Origin of the sequence: Cycloclasticus sp. P1, from assembly GCF_000299965.1 — a bacterium.
Lineage (GTDB): Bacteria > Pseudomonadota > Gammaproteobacteria > Methylococcales > Cycloclasticaceae > Cycloclasticus > Cycloclasticus pugetii.
The window spans coordinates 613,304-630,111 of sequence record NC_018697.1 but is presented as its reverse complement, the minus strand read 5'-3'; the positions used below and the strand labels follow the sequence as shown (position 1 = coordinate 630,111).

At 45.0% G+C, this 16,808-nt stretch carries 13 protein-coding genes; 2 read left to right on the top strand and 11 right to left on the bottom strand.

Annotation, left to right across the window (positions count from 1 at the left end; all coding sequences use genetic code 11):
• The 4 genes from rbbA to guaB all read right to left on the bottom strand — a co-directional run bounded on the left by rbbA (position 1) and on the right by guaB (position 7,332).
• A complete protein-coding gene (gene rbbA, locus Q91_RS03105) occupies positions 1-2,790 on the bottom strand; it encodes a ribosome-associated ATPase/putative transporter RbbA (protein ID WP_015005427.1) in 2,790 nt (929 codons plus the stop codon).
• Positions 2,787-3,890, bottom strand: coding sequence for an HlyD family secretion protein (locus Q91_RS03100; protein ID WP_015005426.1), 1,104 nt, complete (start codon positions 3,888-3,890; stop codon positions 2,787-2,789). Before Q91_RS03100 ends, rbbA begins: the two co-directional genes overlap by 4 nt.
• A 371-nt stretch (positions 3,891-4,261) precedes the next feature.
• Positions 4,262-5,851 (bottom strand): glutamine-hydrolyzing GMP synthase, encoded by a 1,590-nt coding sequence (guaA, locus tag Q91_RS03095; protein ID WP_015005425.1) that lies wholly within the window; start codon positions 5,849-5,851, stop codon positions 4,262-4,264.
• Between the two features lie 14 nt (positions 5,852-5,865).
• Positions 5,866-7,332 (bottom strand): IMP dehydrogenase, encoded by a 1,467-nt coding sequence (gene guaB, locus Q91_RS03090; RefSeq protein ID WP_015005424.1) that lies wholly within the window; start codon positions 7,330-7,332, stop codon positions 5,866-5,868.
• 85 nt (positions 7,333-7,417) lie between these two features.
• Here guaB and xseA point away from each other — a divergent pair, with 85 nt between their 5' ends.
• Complete coding sequence (gene xseA, locus Q91_RS03085; protein ID WP_015005423.1) at positions 7,418-8,764, top strand: exodeoxyribonuclease VII large subunit; 1,347 nt, start codon at positions 7,418-7,420, stop codon at positions 8,762-8,764.
• Positions 8,751-9,593 carry a peptidoglycan DD-metalloendopeptidase family protein gene (locus Q91_RS03080; protein WP_015005422.1) on the top strand — a complete coding sequence of 281 codons (843 nt, stop codon included), beginning with the start codon at positions 8,751-8,753 and terminating at the stop codon, positions 9,591-9,593. Before xseA ends, Q91_RS03080 begins: the two co-directional genes overlap by 14 nt.
• Before the next feature lie 280 nt (positions 9,594-9,873).
• Here the strand turns inward: Q91_RS03080 and der are convergent, their stop codons facing one another.
• Genes der through ndk form a run of 7 tightly spaced genes read right to left on the bottom strand, consistent with a single transcriptional unit; the run spans position 9,874 to position 16,782 of the window.
• Positions 9,874-11,280, bottom strand: coding sequence for a ribosome biogenesis GTPase Der (gene der, locus Q91_RS03070; protein ID WP_015005420.1), 1,407 nt, complete (start codon positions 11,278-11,280; stop codon positions 9,874-9,876).
• A 3-nt stretch (positions 11,281-11,283) separates the two neighbouring features.
• On the bottom strand, positions 11,284-12,510 hold the full coding sequence (bamB, locus tag Q91_RS03065; protein ID WP_015005419.1) for an outer membrane protein assembly factor BamB: 1,227 nt from the start codon (positions 12,508-12,510) through the stop codon (positions 11,284-11,286).
• Complete coding sequence (locus Q91_RS03060) at positions 12,507-13,196, bottom strand: tetratricopeptide repeat protein (RefSeq protein ID WP_232228556.1); 690 nt, start codon at positions 13,194-13,196, stop codon at positions 12,507-12,509. Before Q91_RS03060 ends, bamB begins: the two co-directional genes overlap by 4 nt.
• Positions 13,197-13,206: 10 nt before the next feature.
• Positions 13,207-14,472, bottom strand: coding sequence for a histidine--tRNA ligase (gene hisS, locus Q91_RS03055; RefSeq protein WP_015005417.1), 1,266 nt, complete (start codon positions 14,470-14,472; stop codon positions 13,207-13,209).
• 16 nt (positions 14,473-14,488) lie between these two features.
• Positions 14,489-15,268 carry a type IV pilus biogenesis/stability protein PilW gene (gene pilW, locus Q91_RS03050; protein WP_015005416.1) on the bottom strand — a complete coding sequence of 260 codons (780 nt, stop codon included), beginning with the start codon at positions 15,266-15,268 and terminating at the stop codon, positions 14,489-14,491.
• Complete coding sequence (locus Q91_RS03045; RefSeq protein ID WP_015005415.1) at positions 15,265-16,344, bottom strand: bifunctional tRNA (adenosine(37)-C2)-methyltransferase TrmG/ribosomal RNA large subunit methyltransferase RlmN; 1,080 nt, start codon at positions 16,342-16,344, stop codon at positions 15,265-15,267. The genes pilW and Q91_RS03045 overlap by 4 nt, the downstream gene beginning before the upstream one ends.
• Positions 16,345-16,350: 6 nt before the next feature.
• Entirely contained in the window at positions 16,351-16,782 is a 432-nt protein-coding gene (gene ndk / locus Q91_RS03040) for a nucleoside-diphosphate kinase (RefSeq protein WP_015005414.1), read from the bottom strand.
• Between the last annotated feature and the right edge of the window lie 26 nt (positions 16,783-16,808).

The following is a 16,808-nucleotide window of genomic DNA, read 5'->3' as shown; positions in this document are numbered from 1 at the left end:
CTACCTCTCCTGCTTCTTAAGCATTATGGCAGACAAGCCGATCAACACCGGCACAGCCAATACCAACGGAAGGAAAGACGCATGCAGGTCGGAAAAGTTCAACGCCTTTGAGAAAGTACCCCGTGCGATTGTTAAAAAATGAGTCGTTGGATAAACCTCACCGATCATCCGCCCCATTCCTTCTAAAGACGACACTGGATCAATCATGCCCGAGAAATTGGCTGCTGGCAGGATCGTCAATACCGCAGTACCGAAGATTGCCGCAATCTGGCTACGCATGAAAGTAGAGATCAGCAAACCCACCGCAGTTGCGCAACCAACATAAAGCAATGCCCCTATTGCTAAGGTCAGAAAGCTACCCTTCAGCGGCACACCGAAAACAGTCACCGCAAGCAGTGTCAGCAACAAAAAGCTCAAAAAAGATAGCATCACATAAGGCAGTTGCTTACCCAGCAGAAATTCGAGCCGCGTCGTTGGGGTGACATAAAAATTGGTAATCGAGCCAAGCTCCTTCTCCCGGACCACACTGAGCGCCGCGAGCATCGCCGGAATCAACATCAACAAAAGCGGAATAACAGCCGGCACCATGGCAACTAGGCTTTTAACATCTGGGTTATAACGGAACCGAGTCTCAATATTAACGAGACCTGCCAAAGCCTCACCGTAACCGGCTTCACGCGCCTTGGTCCCAAGCCACTGGGCATGAATCCCTTGCACATAACCTCGAGTCGTTTCACCCCGTGATGGCATCGCGCCATCAATCCAGGCGCCTATCTCAACCCGCCGCCCCCTGGCGATGTCGCGCGCGAAGCCCTGCGGAATTTCAATGGCCAAACTGATATCGCCTTCGCGCATTCGCCGATCCAAATCGGCAACATTGGTAATGGGTGCTTGCTCAATGAAGTAGCGTGAGCCGGCAAGATTAAGTGTATAGTCGCGACTCATGGTCGTCTGGTCTCGATCTAGCACCGCAAACGTAAGGTCCTCCACGTCTAGGCTGATGCCGTAGCCCATCACAAACATTAATATCACGCTACCGACCAGTGCTAAGGTCAGCCGGATCGGGTCACGGCGCAACTCCAACCCTTCTCGTCGGGCATAACTGATCATCCGTCGAGAGTCGAACCAGCGCCGCCAACCCTTCGGCTCAACGTGAGCGGCTGAAGCATTTATTGCATCGAGCGACGCTCTCTCATCTGCTGGTTTTTCAGCAGTTTCTGTCTCCGATGCTTCTTCTAAATGCGCCACAAACGCCTCTTCCAATGTCTCCACTCCCCGCTGCCTGATCAAAGCATCAGGCGTGTCAGTCACCAGTATCTGACCTGCGTGCATCAGCGAAATTCGATCACAACGTTCAGCTTCGTTCATAAAATGGGTAGAAATAAAAATGGTCACACCATCATCACGCGACAGCTCAACCAACATACGCCAAAAAGCATCGCGCGCAACTGGGTCAACGCCCGAAGTTGGCTCATCGAGGATTAACATTTCTGGCTTGTGGATCATCGCCACCGCTAGCGATAAACGTTGCCTAAGACCAACAGGCAACCCACCCGGCAAATTATCCACTACGGTGGCTAGGTCAAAACGTTCAATCATGTCTTCCACTCGTCGCGAAATATCAGCGGCGGGCACATGAAACAGCCGGGCATGCAACGCTAAGTTCTGTCGTACCGTCAGCTCGGTGTACAGCGAAAAAAACTGTGACATATAACCAACGCGGCGGCGCGTTGCAAGATCGTGTGGGTCCACCTCTTGTCCAAACAGCCAAGCCCGGCCTTCGCTCGGCGGTAAAAGACCTGTCAACATCTTCATGGTCGTGGTCTTGCCGCAACCATTCGAACCTAGGAAGCCGAAAATCTCACCTCGTGGGACACGCAGGTTGACATGGTCTACCGCAGTAAAGTCACCAAATCGCATGGTCAAATCTTGCGCCTCAATCGCAGTATCCGCACCATCTTTCAGTCGCGGTGGTATGTCCACAGCACGATAGTTTCGTCGTTTGTCTTCTGGCAACAACTGGATAAATGCCGCCTCTAACGAATCCACTCCTTGACCCTGTAACAAGCCTTCGGGGCTATCACAAGCCAATACCTGGCCACCATACATCGCGGCTAACCAGTCGAAGCGAGCTGCCTCCTCCATATAGGCGGTTGCCACTAGCACACTCATGCCGGGGCGAGAGAAACGGATTCTGTCAATCAACTCCCAGAACTGGCGTCGTGAGAGCGGATCGACACCGGTAGTCGGCTCGTCAAGAATCAGGAGATCCGGGTCGTGAATCAATGCACAACAAAGGCCTAACTTCTGCTTCATTCCACCTGAAAGTTTACCTGCCGCTCTATCGAGAAACGACTTTAACCCTGTGGCTTCGGTTAACGCCTCGATTCGACGCGCCCTTTCGTCACCGTCATGCCCAAACAGACGACCAAAGAAGTCGAGGTTCTCACGTACTGACAGTGTCGCATAGAGGTTGCGCCCCAGGCCCTGTGGCATATAAGCAACCCGCGGCCCCACGCTTCGTCGGTGGCGCGCATTCGCCATATCACCGCTAAGTACCTCGACCTTACCATCTTGAACTGCGCGAGCGCCGGCAATCAGCGCCAACAAGCTCGATTTACCAACTCCATCTGGGCCAATCAACCCAGCCATACAACCGGCTGGAATATCAAGGTTAATGCCGTCAAGCGCATGCGCCTTCTTGTATCGTAAGGTGACGGCTTGCAAGCGGGCAACCGGCATAGCTAACTGATCGTGCTTATTCGTCTTTTCGCTGTTATTTTGATTCATTTTGGCAGCTTGACTTGCAGCTCAGGGGGCCAGCCTGCCTGCGAATCGAGCCGTACATAAGCCATACCGGGAAGGCCGGTTTTGACTTGGTAAAGATGTTTCCTGAGCAGTTGCGGGTCAATCTGCGCCTTAATTCTGAACATTAGCTTCTGACGCTCTTCTTCCGTTTCTACTGCCTTGGGAGTGAACTGCGCCACATCGGCAACAAAGGAAATCTTGGCTGGAACAACATATTGCAAAGCTGCATCTAGTACGAGCCTAGCCTCGGCACCTAAAGCGACACGTCCAGCTTGCTCGGTCGGTAAAAAGAAAGTCATATAAACATCTGCTAGATCGACCATGTTCAGCACCACGCCCCCCGGAGAAAGCACCTCGCCCGGCTGTGCAACACGGTATTGGATACGGCCATCACGCGGCGACTTCAGGACGCTGTCTTCGATATCTGCTTGAATGCGCTGGATGCCCGCTCGTACCGCTTCCACAGAAGCTTCTGCTCCAATAACATCAGATTTAGCTCGCCCTATAGCAGCTTGTGCGGCAGCCGCCTGAGCCTCAGCAGCACTTACGGCGGCCTTCGCGGCCTGAAAAGCGGCGCGGTCATCATCTTGCTGTGATACAGGCCCAGCCCCTTTCAATACTAACTCTTGCGAACGGATAAGGCGTTTCTTCGCGGCATCAAGCTCAGCCTTCCTCTGGGCAATCAATGCTTCGTTTGCCCGCTTCTCAGCTTCACGCTGGGTTACATGGCTTTGTGCGGTTTCAATGCCGATAAGTGCACGTCTCAGTTGCGCTTCTTCCTCGCGCAGTTGCGCCTCTAGAACCGCCACATCCATCCTTGCCAGTTGCTGCCCAGCTTGGACAAAATCACCTTCGTTAGCCAAAATATCCTTGACCCGACCTGCGGTCTTAGCCGCAACGTCTATCTCTACCGCTTCGATCCGCCCATTACCTGCAGCAAAACCTTCTGGCAAACCCTTTGCTTGTGCAAGCCACCACAGCCAAGCAGCTAGGCCAATAACAACCGTAACAACGAGGGCCTGCAAAATTCTTACTCTTACGGGCCATTTCAAGCTTGGTTTATGGCTGGCCTTATTACTCATCTTTAAAACTCCTGCTGATCTTGTGGCATGTTGGTGTTACTTCACATAGCTTCCATAAAGGCCTGCATATATAAAGCTTTCTGCCAACCCTCGCTTATGTAGTGCTGTTCAATACAATGAGGGTGTAGCTATGGTCAAAATAGCATTTTTTTGCCACACGCTTTAAATAATATTAGGGAGTTGTCGATTTTTTGTGCCCTGTATAGCACTTTTGACACGGCATAGGCATTATTCACCCCCTAACTTAAGGACAAGAGTATCACGAATTATAGTGTTGAAAGAATTTGCCTAACACAGCTTAATAGCACAAGAAGTAAAGGTAACAAGCTGAATATTTTAAACTCATTCAGCCTGTTACCTATTTTCTGAAGTTATTCCCACTCTATCGTGGCAGGTGGCTTTCCTGAAATATCGTAGGTAACACGGGAAATACCTGATATTTCATTAATAATACGGTTCGACACATGTCCTAAAAAGTCATAGGGAAGCTGCGCCCAACGCGCTGTCATAAAGTCGATCGTTTCAACTGCACGTAATGCAATAACATATTCATAGCGCCGACCATCACCAGTAACACCCACTGATTTAACCGGTAAAAACACCGCAAATGCCTGACTAGTTTTATGATACAAGTCGTGTTTATATAATTCGCTAATAAAGATGTCATCGGCCAGACGCAATAAATCTGCGTATTCTTTTTTTACTTCACCTAATATTCTTACGCCAAGGCCTGGACCGGGAAACGGGTGACGATAGACCATATCCGATGGTAAGCCAAGCTCCACCCCAATTTGCCGAACTTCATCTTTAAAAAGCTCACGTAGGGGTTCAACCAGCTTTAACTTCATGTCTTTTGGTAATCCACCTACATTATGGTGTGACTTGATAAGATGCGCCTTACCTGTTTTAGCCCCTGCTGACTCAATAACATCCGGGTAAATGGTGCCTTGGGCCAACCATTTTGCATTGGTTAACTTTGCTGATTCTTCATCAAAAATTTCAACAAATAGATTACCAATAATAATTCTTTTCTCTTCAGGGTCAGAAACACCTTTTAATTTATCAAGGTAGCGTTGTTCGGCATTAACACGTATAACATTAACCCCCATGTGTTCAGCAAACATGGCCATTACTTGATCCCCTTCGTTTAAACGAAGCAAACCCGTATCAACAAATACACAGATCAGCTGTTGACCAATCGCCTTATGCAATAACGCAGCAACAACAGAAGAGTCAACACCGCCCGATAAACCTAACACCACTTGTTCGTTACCAACTTGTTCGCGAACAGATTCAATACTACTGTCAATAATGTTTTTTGACGTCCACAATGCCTCACACTGACAAATATCCAAAACAAAGCGACTTAAAATTCGCCCTCCTTGTTTTGTATGCGTTACTTCCGGGTGAAACTGTAGGCCGTAAAAATGTTTATCCTCATCAGCCATACCTGCGATAGGAGCGCTTTCGGTGCTTGCCATCAATTTGAAACCTTCAGGCAGCTCAACCACTTTGTCGCCGTGGCTCATCCATACATCCAACATGCCATAACCCTCTGGCGTGGTATGATCTTCAATATCTCTTAATAACTCTGTATGTCCACGTGCTCGAATACTGGCATAACCGAATTCTTTAACCTCAGATGCCTCAACACGACCACCCATTTGAGCCGCCATTGTCTGCATGCCATAACAAATACCTAAGACAGGCACAGATAATTCAAAAACAATGCTGGGCGCTTGGGGCGCATCACCATTTGTAACAGTTTCGGGGCCACCCGACAAAATGATGCCATTCGCCTTAAAATCGCTAATCGATTGCGATTCAACATCGTATGGATAAATTTCACAATACACACCTATTTCGCGTATGCGTCGAGCAATTAACTGTGTGTATTGCGAACCAAAATCTAAAATTAGAATTTTATGAGAATGGATATCTTCGTGTTGCTGTGTATTCAAACTAAACCTCTTTATTATCGTTCAACACGATAATTTGGTGCTTCTTTGGTAATCGTCACATCGTGGACATGGCTTTCACGCATGCCAGCACTGGTAACTCGAACAAATTTTGCTTTATGCCGCATCTCTTCAATGCTTTCACAGCCGGTATACCCCATACTAGAGCGTAAGCCGCCAATAAGCTGATGTACAATACTGACCATGCTGCCTTTATAAGCCACGCGACCTTCAATACCTTCTGGCACTAGCTTTTCAGTATCACTACTTTCTTGGAAATAACGATCACTTGACCCTTCTTGTTGAGACATCGCACCTAATGAGCCCATACCGCGATAGCTTTTGTAGGAACGGCCTTGAAATAACTCCACTTCGCCCGGTGCTTCTTCTGTACCTGCAAGTAGGCTACCTAACATTACCGAGCTGGCGCCAGCAGCAATAATTTTTGCCACATCGCCAGAGTAGCGTACGCCTCCATCAGATATAACGGGAATACCCATTCCTTTCAATGCCTGAACAGCATTATCAACTGCTGTAATTTGTGGCACACCAACACCGGCAACGATACGTGTGGTACAAATAGACCCTGGACCAATACCTACTTTAACCGCATCGGCACCCGCATCTGCCAATGCTAAGGCTGCATCAGCGGTAGCAATGTTGCCCCCAATAACTTGCAAGTCGGGGTAATTCTTTTTTACCCACGAAACACGATCTAAAACGCCCTGAGAATGCCCATGGGCAGTATCAACAATAACCACATCAACCCCAGCATCAACTAGAGCTTCAATGCGTTCTTCTGTGCCATGCCCCGTTCCAACGGCTGCCCCAACGCGAAGACGTTCTTGGTTATCCTTACATGCTTTCGGATAGTCCTTAGCTTTTTGAATATCCTTAACGGTAATCATGCCGCAAAGTTTGAAGTTTTTATTCACCACCAACACTTTTTCAATACGGTGTTTATGCAACAGACCAATGACCTCTTCTTTACTCGCCCCTTCTTGAACAGTAACCAGCTTTTCTTTAGGCGTCATCGCTGATTCAATTAAGCCATCTAGGTGCGTTTCAAAACGTAAATCACGGCTGGTTACAATACCCACAAGGTCTGTGCCATTAACAACTGGAACACCTGAAATATTGTGTTGACGGGTTATTGCAATAACATCTCGAATGGTCGTATCGGACGTAACAGTAATCGGGTCTTTAACAACACCACTTTCAAAACGCTTCACCTTCATTACCTCTAGCGCTTGCTGCTTAACCGTCATGTTTTTATGAATAATGCCGATGCCGCCTTCTTGAGCCAACGCAATGGCTAAACGAGCCTCAGTTACTGTATCCATCGCGGCAGATAGAATAGGAATATTTAGAGAAATGCCACGTGTAAGCTGTGTTGTCAGGCTGACATCACGAGGAAGTACCGTAGAATGAGCTGGCACCAACAAAACATCATCAAATGTTAAAGCTTCTTGTTCGAATCGCATATTATCTCGGGCTTGTCGTAGAAAAAGCAGCTCATTATAAGGTATGCTCCGTTAATAATCATCTAATAGATAGCTTTCCGACATTATGCGCGACAATACACACATTTATACCGTCTCCGAGTTGTGTCGGGAAACACGAATTTTGCTTGAGGGAACATTTTTAACACTCTGCATCGAAGGTGAAATATCTAACTTATCTCGTCCTGTGTCCGGGCATATTTACTTCACCTTAAAAGACGATAAAGCCCAAGTGCAATGTGCCATGTTTCGCGCCCAACTTCGCAAAGTAGGTTTCAAACCAGACAATGGCATGCGCATTACCTTAAAAGCTCGGGTTAGCCTTTATGAGGCTCGTGGAAATTTCCAGTTAATTGCTGAACACATGGAAGCTGCTGGCGAAGGCGCTCTTCGACAACAGTTTGAGATGTTAAAAAACAAACTGTCACTCGAAGGGCTTTATGATGAGCAACATAAAAAACCACTGCCTGAATTAGCCAAAAAAGTCGGCGTTATCACCTCATCCAGCGGGGCGGCTATTCATGATATTTTAACCGTATTAAATAACCGTTTCCCCGCCTTACCTGTGCTGATTTACCCCGTTACCGTGCAAGGCGATGGTGCTAAAAACGAAATTGTAAGTGCCATCAAGTTGGCTAATGAGCGTAAAGATTGTGACGTTCTTATTCTCGCTCGTGGCGGTGGTTCATTAGAGGATTTATGGGCCTTTAATGAAGAAATTGTTGCACGAGCAATTTATCACTCATCTATACCGATTATTAGCGCCATTGGTCATGAAGTAGACTTTACCATCGCTGACTTTGTTGCGGATCATCGCGCCGCCACACCCTCCGCAGCAGCCGAACGGGTCAGCCCTGACCAACACCAATGGCTGAGTCATTTTAATTATTTAGCTAAGCAGTTAACAAATACATTATCGAGTCATTTATCAGATAAAAAACAAACCTTAAATCACCTCCACCACCGATTAAAGCGTTCCCACCCAGGCGCACAATTGCAAGCTCATGCCCAGCGCTTAGATGATTACCATGCTCGTTTAATGCAAACACCTCAACGTGTTTTACAACAGCGAAAACTCCGCCTATCCGAACTACGCGCCCGCCTCTTAAACAATAACCCTAGTCATCAGGCACACGCTTTAGAACAACGGCTAATACGTCTTCAACAACGCTTACCTAAACCAATACAACTGAACTTACAACAAGCACGCTTACGTTTTACCGACTGTAACAAAGGGCTTGAGACACTCAGCCCCTTAGCTACTTTAGCGCGAGGCTATAGCATCAGCAAGCGTGAGGCTGATGGTACAATCGTGAAAAATATTCATCAGGTTGTTTTAGGTGAAAAAATCAATATTCAATTAACGAATGGGGTATTGAAAACCAATATAGAAAGTATCCATGAAAACACTTAACGCTTATGTACTCGCTATTAGCCTTTTGTTTATGCAAACGGCGCACGCTTTCCCTCAACATCATCCCGTACCCGGTGGTATTGCCGTTATTCCACTGAAGTCTCAAACACAGCCGGCCCTCTATTATCAAAATAATAAAGTGTTAACCCTACTTAAAAATAATCAATGGGTGGCTATTGTTGGAATTCCCTTGTCAGCAAAACCTGGCACTCATAAATTGCTAGATCAACAAACGGCTCAAGTCACGACATTTGAAGTTAGCGATAAAACCTACCCAGCTCAATACATTACTTTAAAAAAAACGCCCAAAAATAAACGCATGATCAACCCAAATAAAATGGATATGGAGCGTATCAATCGCGAGAAAAAAACGCTCTCTAAAGCCTTATCTACTTGGTCTGACACGCCCCCACAAGTTGAGTTTAGCTTACCAACGCATGGCCGACTCAGCAGTCCGTTTGGCTTAAAACGTTTTTTTAATAATCAACCGAGAAAACCACATAGCGGCTTAGATATCGCAGCGCCTACGGGCACCCCTGTTACCTCACCAGCTGCGGGCACTATTCTAGACGTCGGGGATTATTTTTTTAACGGCAACACAGTATTGGTTGATCATGGACAGGGGTTGATTAGCGGCTACTTCCATTTAAACAAAACCTTTGTCAGCATTGGAGACACTGTTAAACAAGGGCAAAAAATAGCCGAAATTGGCACCACCGGTCGAGTAACAGGTGCTCACTTGCATTGGAATATTTATCTTAATAAAAGCAAGGTTGACCCTGCATTTTTTATTAGCGACCATATACACAAACTTAGCAAAAACAAGTAATCATCACTATGCATATCAAAGACCTTTGCACTAAATGCGACCATTGGACAATCACCACTATTATCCATGATGGTGAAACAGCCACTTTTACCTGTACACACTGTAAAAATGAATTTGACTTACCTTGGGACACTAACACCAGGTACCTCATTCGTTCAATTCGGCACAGCTTAAAGAAACGTACTAAAAAATATCCTGAGCTTTTAAACCTCAAACACGAAGGCCAGGGTATTAAAATTCAGGAAAAAGCAAGTGACCCTACGGCCTAAGGAGGGTTTAGTTATCGATGTTTAGGTTTGCTTTTTCTTTTCTCTTTTAATTTACTGACTTTGCCTTTTTCGATATTTGTCGCCGACTTCCTTGTTTTTTTAGCATAAGGATTATCCGGCGATTTAAACTCTATCCTTACCGGTGTTCCCACTAACCCTAGCTTTTCTCTAAAGGCATTCATTAAATATCGCTTATAACTACCAGGAACCGACACCGTTTGGTTACCATGAATGATGATGACAGGTGGGTTTTGCCCACCTTGGTGTGCAAATTTCAGTTTAATCCGACGACCACCTACCAATGGGGGTTGGTGAGCTTTGATCGCATTTTCAAGAATTTCGGTTAACCGTGGTGTTGACATATCAATCATCGCAGATCGATATAACGCCCCAATTGATTCAAATAACTTACCGACACCACTGCCATGCAACGCAGAAATAAAGTAACGTTCCGCATACTCAAGAAAACTTAATTTCACATCAATTTGACGCTTCACTTTTTCTCGTTGATCTTCCGACAAGCCATCCCATTTATTTAAACCAATAACCAATGCTCGTCCTGATTCCAGTACCATTCCGAGCAAACTCGCATCCTGATCGGTCACCCCTTCACTCGCATCAATCATGTAAATGACCACGTGCGTGTCATCAATTGCACGTAGTGTTTGCACAATGCTAAATTTCTCAACGGCTTCTGATACTTTTGAACGACGACGAACACCAGCCGTATCAATCAATGTATATTGTTTGCCATCACGTTCAAAAGGGATAAAAACACTATCACGCGTAGTGCCGGGCTGATCAAAAACGACGACCCGCTCCTCACCCAGCAAGCGATTAATCAGTGTCGATTTGCCTACATTAGGTCGCCCAATGACAGCAACCCTGATTCCTTCTCCTGCCAATGTGTCATCAAATGACTCTATTTTCGGCAAAATGTTTGATACATGCCTTAAGAGCTCAACCACACCTCGCCCATGTGTTGCTGCAATCGGCCATGGTTTATCGAAGCCCATTTTATGAAATTCTGCGATATGTGTATTAGCATCTAAACCATCAGTTTTATTTGCAACAAGTACGATTTGTTTGCCAAGTTTTCGTAAATTTTGCCCTATTTCTTCATCAATAGGGTGAATACCATGGCGCGTATCAACCAAAAATAAAACCACATCAGCTTCTTCAAGTGCTCGCTCGACCTGCTCTACAGCAACGCCATCAATGCCGTCTGCAGTTGCCGTAATTCCACCCGTATCAACCACTAGAGATTTGATATCTGCACGTTTTACTAACCCATATTGTCGATCACGGGTAAGCCCTGGGTAATCAGCAACTAATGCATCACGTGTACGCGTTAAGTAATTAAATAATGTTGATTTACCGACATTAGGTCGGCCAACTAAGGCAATAACAGGTAGCATCGTTTACTCTTCCGTGACCGACAGAGTGTCCATTCGTAAGGCCGTTATAACACCTTCTATGTCTTGCACATAAATCAAGCCATCATCAATAATAGGCGCTGTAGAAATCGCGACATCACTCACTCTTAAACGTCCAACCAACGCGCCATCCGTGCTATTTATCACATGAAGATAGCCTTCGTAATCAGCCGTTAACAAATAATCTCCAGCTTGAGTAAGGGGTGTTAATTGGCGGTGCTCTAAACTATCCTGTAGCCAATTAATGCTGCCATCATTTTGGTCAGCAGACCATAGGTGGTTATTCACATCAACAACATAAATGGACACCCAGTCTGCAATCATTTTCTTATATGACGACATTTCTGAGCGACGCCACACAATTTGGCCAGACCTTACATCAACGGCTACAACCCCGCCATTGAAGGTGGCTGCATAAATATAACGCTCTCCTGCTAATGGATCTGAATCCACATCTACCATCCGTGATAGTGCACCACGGCCTCTCGCTACGGCAACACTTGTTTCCCAGATCTGCAGACCATCTTTTAATCGCAACACCACCAATTTACCATTAGCATAGCCACAGATAACACCTCCACTTTTAACAACCGGAGAACTGGTACCACGTAAACTTAATGCTGGTACATCGCGAATATACGACCAACGCTCTTCACCGTTTGCAGCATCCAGTGTATTCACTGCGCCATCAACACTACGAACCACAAGAAGCCCATCTGAAAACCTCGGTGTTGACAATACTTCACTAGAGACTTGTGAAGTCCATGCTGTATCACCATCATTTAATTTTAGTGCAACAACATCAGCATCTGTGGTGCCAAAGAAGACATGTTCATAACCCACCTCTAAGCCACCTGAGATCGGAAGTTCAGTTTTGACTTCCCATATTAGTTCACCCGTCATTTGATCTATTGCAAGGACCTTGCCTTTTAAATCCGCTACGAAAAGCTTGCCATCTGACACGACCATTTCAAGCTTCAGGTATTTAGAGCCTTTGCCTTCACTTGCTTTTTGCTGCCAGACAGGTGTAAGGCTAACTTCCTCAACAATTTCAGCCAATTCACGTGGAGGTGCAGACTCATCTTCTTCGGATGTGCTCATCATATCGATAATGCCACTTTCCAAGCTCTTACCGGCCGATTTGGTTTTTTCTACGATTCCCGCACAACCTGCTAAAAAAAGCAGCAAAATAACTAGGCTTAACCGACTCATTTTTCTATCTCTTGTACAGTTTCTGTACCGTCAACAATAGTCGGCGGTCCTAGATCATCCAGTTTTAACTGGATCAACTGGCTATCTAATGTTGCGTCTCTCAATGCTGCCATATAGCCAGATCTAGCTTTTTCTACATTACCCAACTGGCGATATGCATCACCTTTTAATGCCTCGTATTGGCCAATAAATTGTCCTGGGTTAATCCCGTTTTCTCCCGAAATCACTGATTCAAGATCACTCACAACGCCATTCGCATCACCATCAGCCAGTCTAATTCTAAACGCACGTATACGCGCAATATGTTGAAGGGCTTTATTGCCATCCAAATCAGCCACTTTTTCTAGTGATTCAACTGCCGCTTTACGATCACCAGTTTCAAGTTGTGCTTTGGCTTTTTGCAAGCCAGCCAACGCTGCATAAGGTGTATCGCTATAGGTTTTATCAATTTCTTCAGCCAAGACAATTGCCGCTTCAAACGTTGAACTTTCCATTGATTGGGCCAATTGCTGGTAGGCATCTGAAGCTTCCAGCGCATGGTTTTGCTGCTGGCCCTGCCAACTTTGCCAACCAAAAAGGCCTATTAAACCCAACACGACTCCAGCAATAAGTGAACGAGAGTTATCTGCCCACCATTTTTTGATCCGTTCAACCTGTTCTTCTTCTGTTTGATAAGTGTCCATCATCTTTTCCGTTTTAACTGTTATTTTTTAAAAATGCGTCTATTTGATTATTCGGCACTTGTTGTTGTTCTTGTCTGTCACGTAAAAACTTAATACTCACTTTATTTTCTTCAATTTCTGCTTCACCTAGAATGAGCGCGAACTTGGCACCAACCTTGTCTGCCTTTTTAAACTGACTTTTTAAGCTACCATTGCCACAATGAAGAACAATGCCTTCTTCTGGCAATTGATCCCGTAAACGTTCAGCCAATTGTATCGCTTCTTTTCTAGCCGGCTCACCTTGATAAACGATATAAGCCAAGGGTGTTGCTTCAGGCCATTCACGCTGCTCCAACAGCAGTACCAAACGTTCAACGCCCATTGCCAAACCAACAGCAGGGGTTTGCTTACCACCCAGTTGGTCGATCAAACCGTCGTAACGACCACCAGCACAAACAGTTCCTTGTGCACCTAGTGATGTAGTGGTCCATTCAAACACCGTGTGTGAATAATAATCTAAACCTCGAACCAACCGTGGGTTATGTTTAAATCGAATACCTGCATCCATCAAATAGCCTTGCAACGTTTCAAAATGTTGCGTGGACTGCTCACCTAAAGAATCTATTAATTGTGGCGCTGATTCGATTAATGTTTGCATGGCTGGGTTTTTGCTGTCCAATATGCGCAGTGGGTTCGTGGCTAATCGACGTGTGCTATCTTCATCTAATTGTTCTAAATGTTGCTTAAAGTACGCCACCAAAATATCTTTATAGGCTGTCCGCTCTTCGAGCGTACCCAATGTATTAATCTCTAAGGTTAATTCGCTTGCTAAACCAAGGTTTTTCCAGAGTCTATACGACACAAGAATGACTTCAGCTTCAATCTCTGCGCCCGACATACCAAAACATTCAATACCAATTTGATGAAACTGTCGATAACGCCCTTTTTGCGGACGTTCATGACGAAACATAGGGCCTTGATACCATAAACGTTGAATTTGGTTATAAAACAAACCATGCTCTAAACCAGCTCTTACGCAACTTGCTGTTCCTTCTGGCCGCAAGCTCAGTGAGTCTCCATTGCGATCATCGAATGTGTACATTTCTTTTTCAACGATATCGGTCACTTCACCGATCGAGCGACAAAACAAATCCGTACTTTCAACTAACGGCATGCGTATTTCTGAATAACCGTATTGTTGACACACTGTTGACATCGCTTTTTCTAATCGCTGCCACAATGGTGTTTTATCGGGCAAAATATCATGCATACCACGAATGGCTTGTAACTTTTTACTCATTGGCCTTGTGTTATTGTTAACGGTTGAACTTACTTTTTTCTAACAAGCCCATTTCGTGCGAGTCTGGATAAAGTCGTTTTAATTGAAGAATATAACTGGCAACACTATCGCTATCACCCAGCTTATCTTCTGCTTGAATACCTAACCATAAAGAGGCTGGTGTATGCTTGCTTACTTCTTTAAAGCGCTGCAGATAAGCCCGTACGGATAAGTAGTTCTGCATTTCAAATTTTAATTTGGCCATTTGTAATAATGTCACAGCCGAACGGTTATTTCGCTGTAAGGCCGTACGATAATAGCTTTCCGCTTTATCTAATTGCCCCGCTTTCCATGCACACGTTCCTGCGTTCGTTAACGTCGCCACCGCAGACCGATACAATGGGTTTTTAACTGCTATATTAAAGTGTTGATCTGCCAACTCAAATTCATTCATGCTACATAGATAGCGTGCATAATTATTTTGTGCACTTGAGTTCCTTGGGCTTAGAGTCACTGCTTTTTTATAATGTTCACCGGCTAATGATTTTTCGCCTAAGCGGTCGTAGAGTACGGCTAGAACGTTATGTGCGTTACTGGAAAAAGGGTCAACATCTATTGCCTTCTTTAGTTTTTCTAACGCCACTTCATTCATCCCTCTTTTCATATATTCCACACCAAGGGATACATAAACATCAGCAGGGCTTTTTTCTGTGCCTTGGATAGATGAGGCGCTATTTTCTTTAACGTGTTGCGGCTGGCAAGCTACAAGGGTAGCCAAAAAACACAGCATTATTATTTGAATAATCCATTTATTCATACCGCGGTTACCCTCTGGTTCTTTAGCTGTCGTTTTGTTTTATCTTTCACCTTGCCAACCAATTGCCCACAAGCAGCATCAATATCGTCTCCACGTGTTTTACGTGTTGTTGTTATCAGTCCAGCCTCTTTCAAGACATTGGTAAACCGGTGGATCGCATTATTACTAGAGCGTTTGTAGTGTGTATTAGGAAAGGGGTTAAAAGGAATCAAATTCACTTTGGACGGCACATCAGCCAATAAGCGCTTTAATTCATGCGCTTGCTCAACCGAATCATTTACGCCGCTTAACATCACGTATTCAAAGGTTATTTTTCGGCGTTTTTCGCCTTTAATATAATACTTACAGGCTTCTAACAACTCAGCAATTGGATATTTTTTATTAATTGGTACTAATTCGTTTCTTAATTCGTCGTTCGGCGCATGAAGAGAAACTGCCAGGCTCGCATCACTCACTTCGGCCAAACGATACATCGCTGGCACAACACCAGAGGTGCTGACTGTGACACGACGTTTGGCTAAGCCGTATGCAAAATCGTCCATCATTAAGTTTAAGGCCGTAACGGTATTGTTGAAGTTAAGTAGCGGCTCGCCCATTCCCATCATCACAACATTTGTTAGATTGGCTTTACCTTTTAGCGCCTTAACCGCCACCCATACCTGCCCAATAATTTCAGCAACAGATAAGTTACGATTGAAACCTTGTGTCGCCGTAGAGCAAAAAGTGCACTCAAGCGCACAACCTACTTGTGATGACACGCATAAGGTACCGCGACCTTCTTCAGGAATAAAAACTGTTTCGATACGGTTTTGCCCATCTAACTCAAGCACCCATTTATAGGTTCCATCATCAGATTTTTGTTCGAAGACTATCTCAGGTACGCGTACCTCAGCAATATCAGCAAGGTGTGTTCGCAACCCCTTGCTGATATTCGTCATTAGCTCAAAATCAGAAATGCCTTCTTGATGAATCCATTTCAAAACTTGTTTCGCACGAAATGGTTTTTCACCTATTTCAGTAAAAAATGTTTCCAGACCCTTACGATCTAAATTCAACAAGTTTTGTTTTGAGTTCATCAGTGTTTAACGAAGACGTTCGCACAGTTCATCATCATTAAAGAAGAACTTAATTTCTTCAGCCGCTGTTTCAGGCGCATCTGAGCCATGAACTGCATTTTCATCAATGCTATCTGCAAAGTCTTTACGAATAGTACCTGCTTCGGCTTCAGCTGGGTTTGTTGCACCCATCACTTCACGGTTTTTCAAAATAGCATTTTCACCCTCAAGCACTTGAACCATGACAGGGCCAGAGATCATAAATGAAACCAAGTCATTATAAAAAGGACGCTCTTTATGCACAGCATAGAAGCCTTCTGCTTGCTCACGAGAAAGTTGCAACATTTTAGACGCTACAATTTTTAATCCCGCTTCTTCAAAGCGAGCATAAATTTGTCCAATTACATTTTTTGCAACTGCATCCGGTTTTACAATAGAAAAAGTACGCTCAAGCGCCATAGTATTACTCCAACAATAAAAATTAA

Coding starts and splice junctions, on each gene's coding strand:
- rbbA (WP_015005427.1), bottom strand. CDS start 2,790: ATGAATCAAAATAACAGCGAAAAGACGAATAAGCACGATCAGTTAGCT.
- Q91_RS03100 (WP_015005426.1), bottom strand. CDS start 3,890: ATGAGTAATAAGGCCAGCCATAAACCAAGCTTGAAATGGCCCGTAAGA.
- guaB (WP_015005424.1), bottom strand. CDS start 7,332: ATGCGATTCGAACAAGAAGCTTTAACATTTGATGATGTTTTGTTGGTG.
- xseA (WP_015005423.1), top strand. CDS start 7,418: ATGCGCGACAATACACACATTTATACCGTCTCCGAGTTGTGTCGGGAA.
- Q91_RS03080 (WP_015005422.1), top strand. CDS start 8,751: ATGAAAACACTTAACGCTTATGTACTCGCTATTAGCCTTTTGTTTATG.
- der (WP_015005420.1), bottom strand. CDS start 11,280: ATGCTACCTGTTATTGCCTTAGTTGGCCGACCTAATGTCGGTAAATCA.
- bamB (WP_015005419.1), bottom strand. CDS start 12,510: ATGAGTCGGTTAAGCCTAGTTATTTTGCTGCTTTTTTTAGCAGGTTGT.
- Q91_RS03060 (WP_232228556.1), bottom strand. CDS start 13,196: ATGATGGACACTTATCAAACAGAAGAAGAACAGGTTGAACGGATCAAA.
- hisS (WP_015005417.1), bottom strand. CDS start 14,472: ATGAGTAAAAAGTTACAAGCCATTCGTGGTATGCATGATATTTTGCCC.
- pilW (WP_015005416.1), bottom strand. CDS start 15,268: ATGAATAAATGGATTATTCAAATAATAATGCTGTGTTTTTTGGCTACC.
- Q91_RS03045 (WP_015005415.1), bottom strand. CDS start 16,344: ATGAACTCAAAACAAAACTTGTTGAATTTAGATCGTAAGGGTCTGGAA.
- ndk (WP_015005414.1), bottom strand. CDS start 16,782: ATGGCGCTTGAGCGTACTTTTTCTATTGTAAAACCGGATGCAGTTGCA.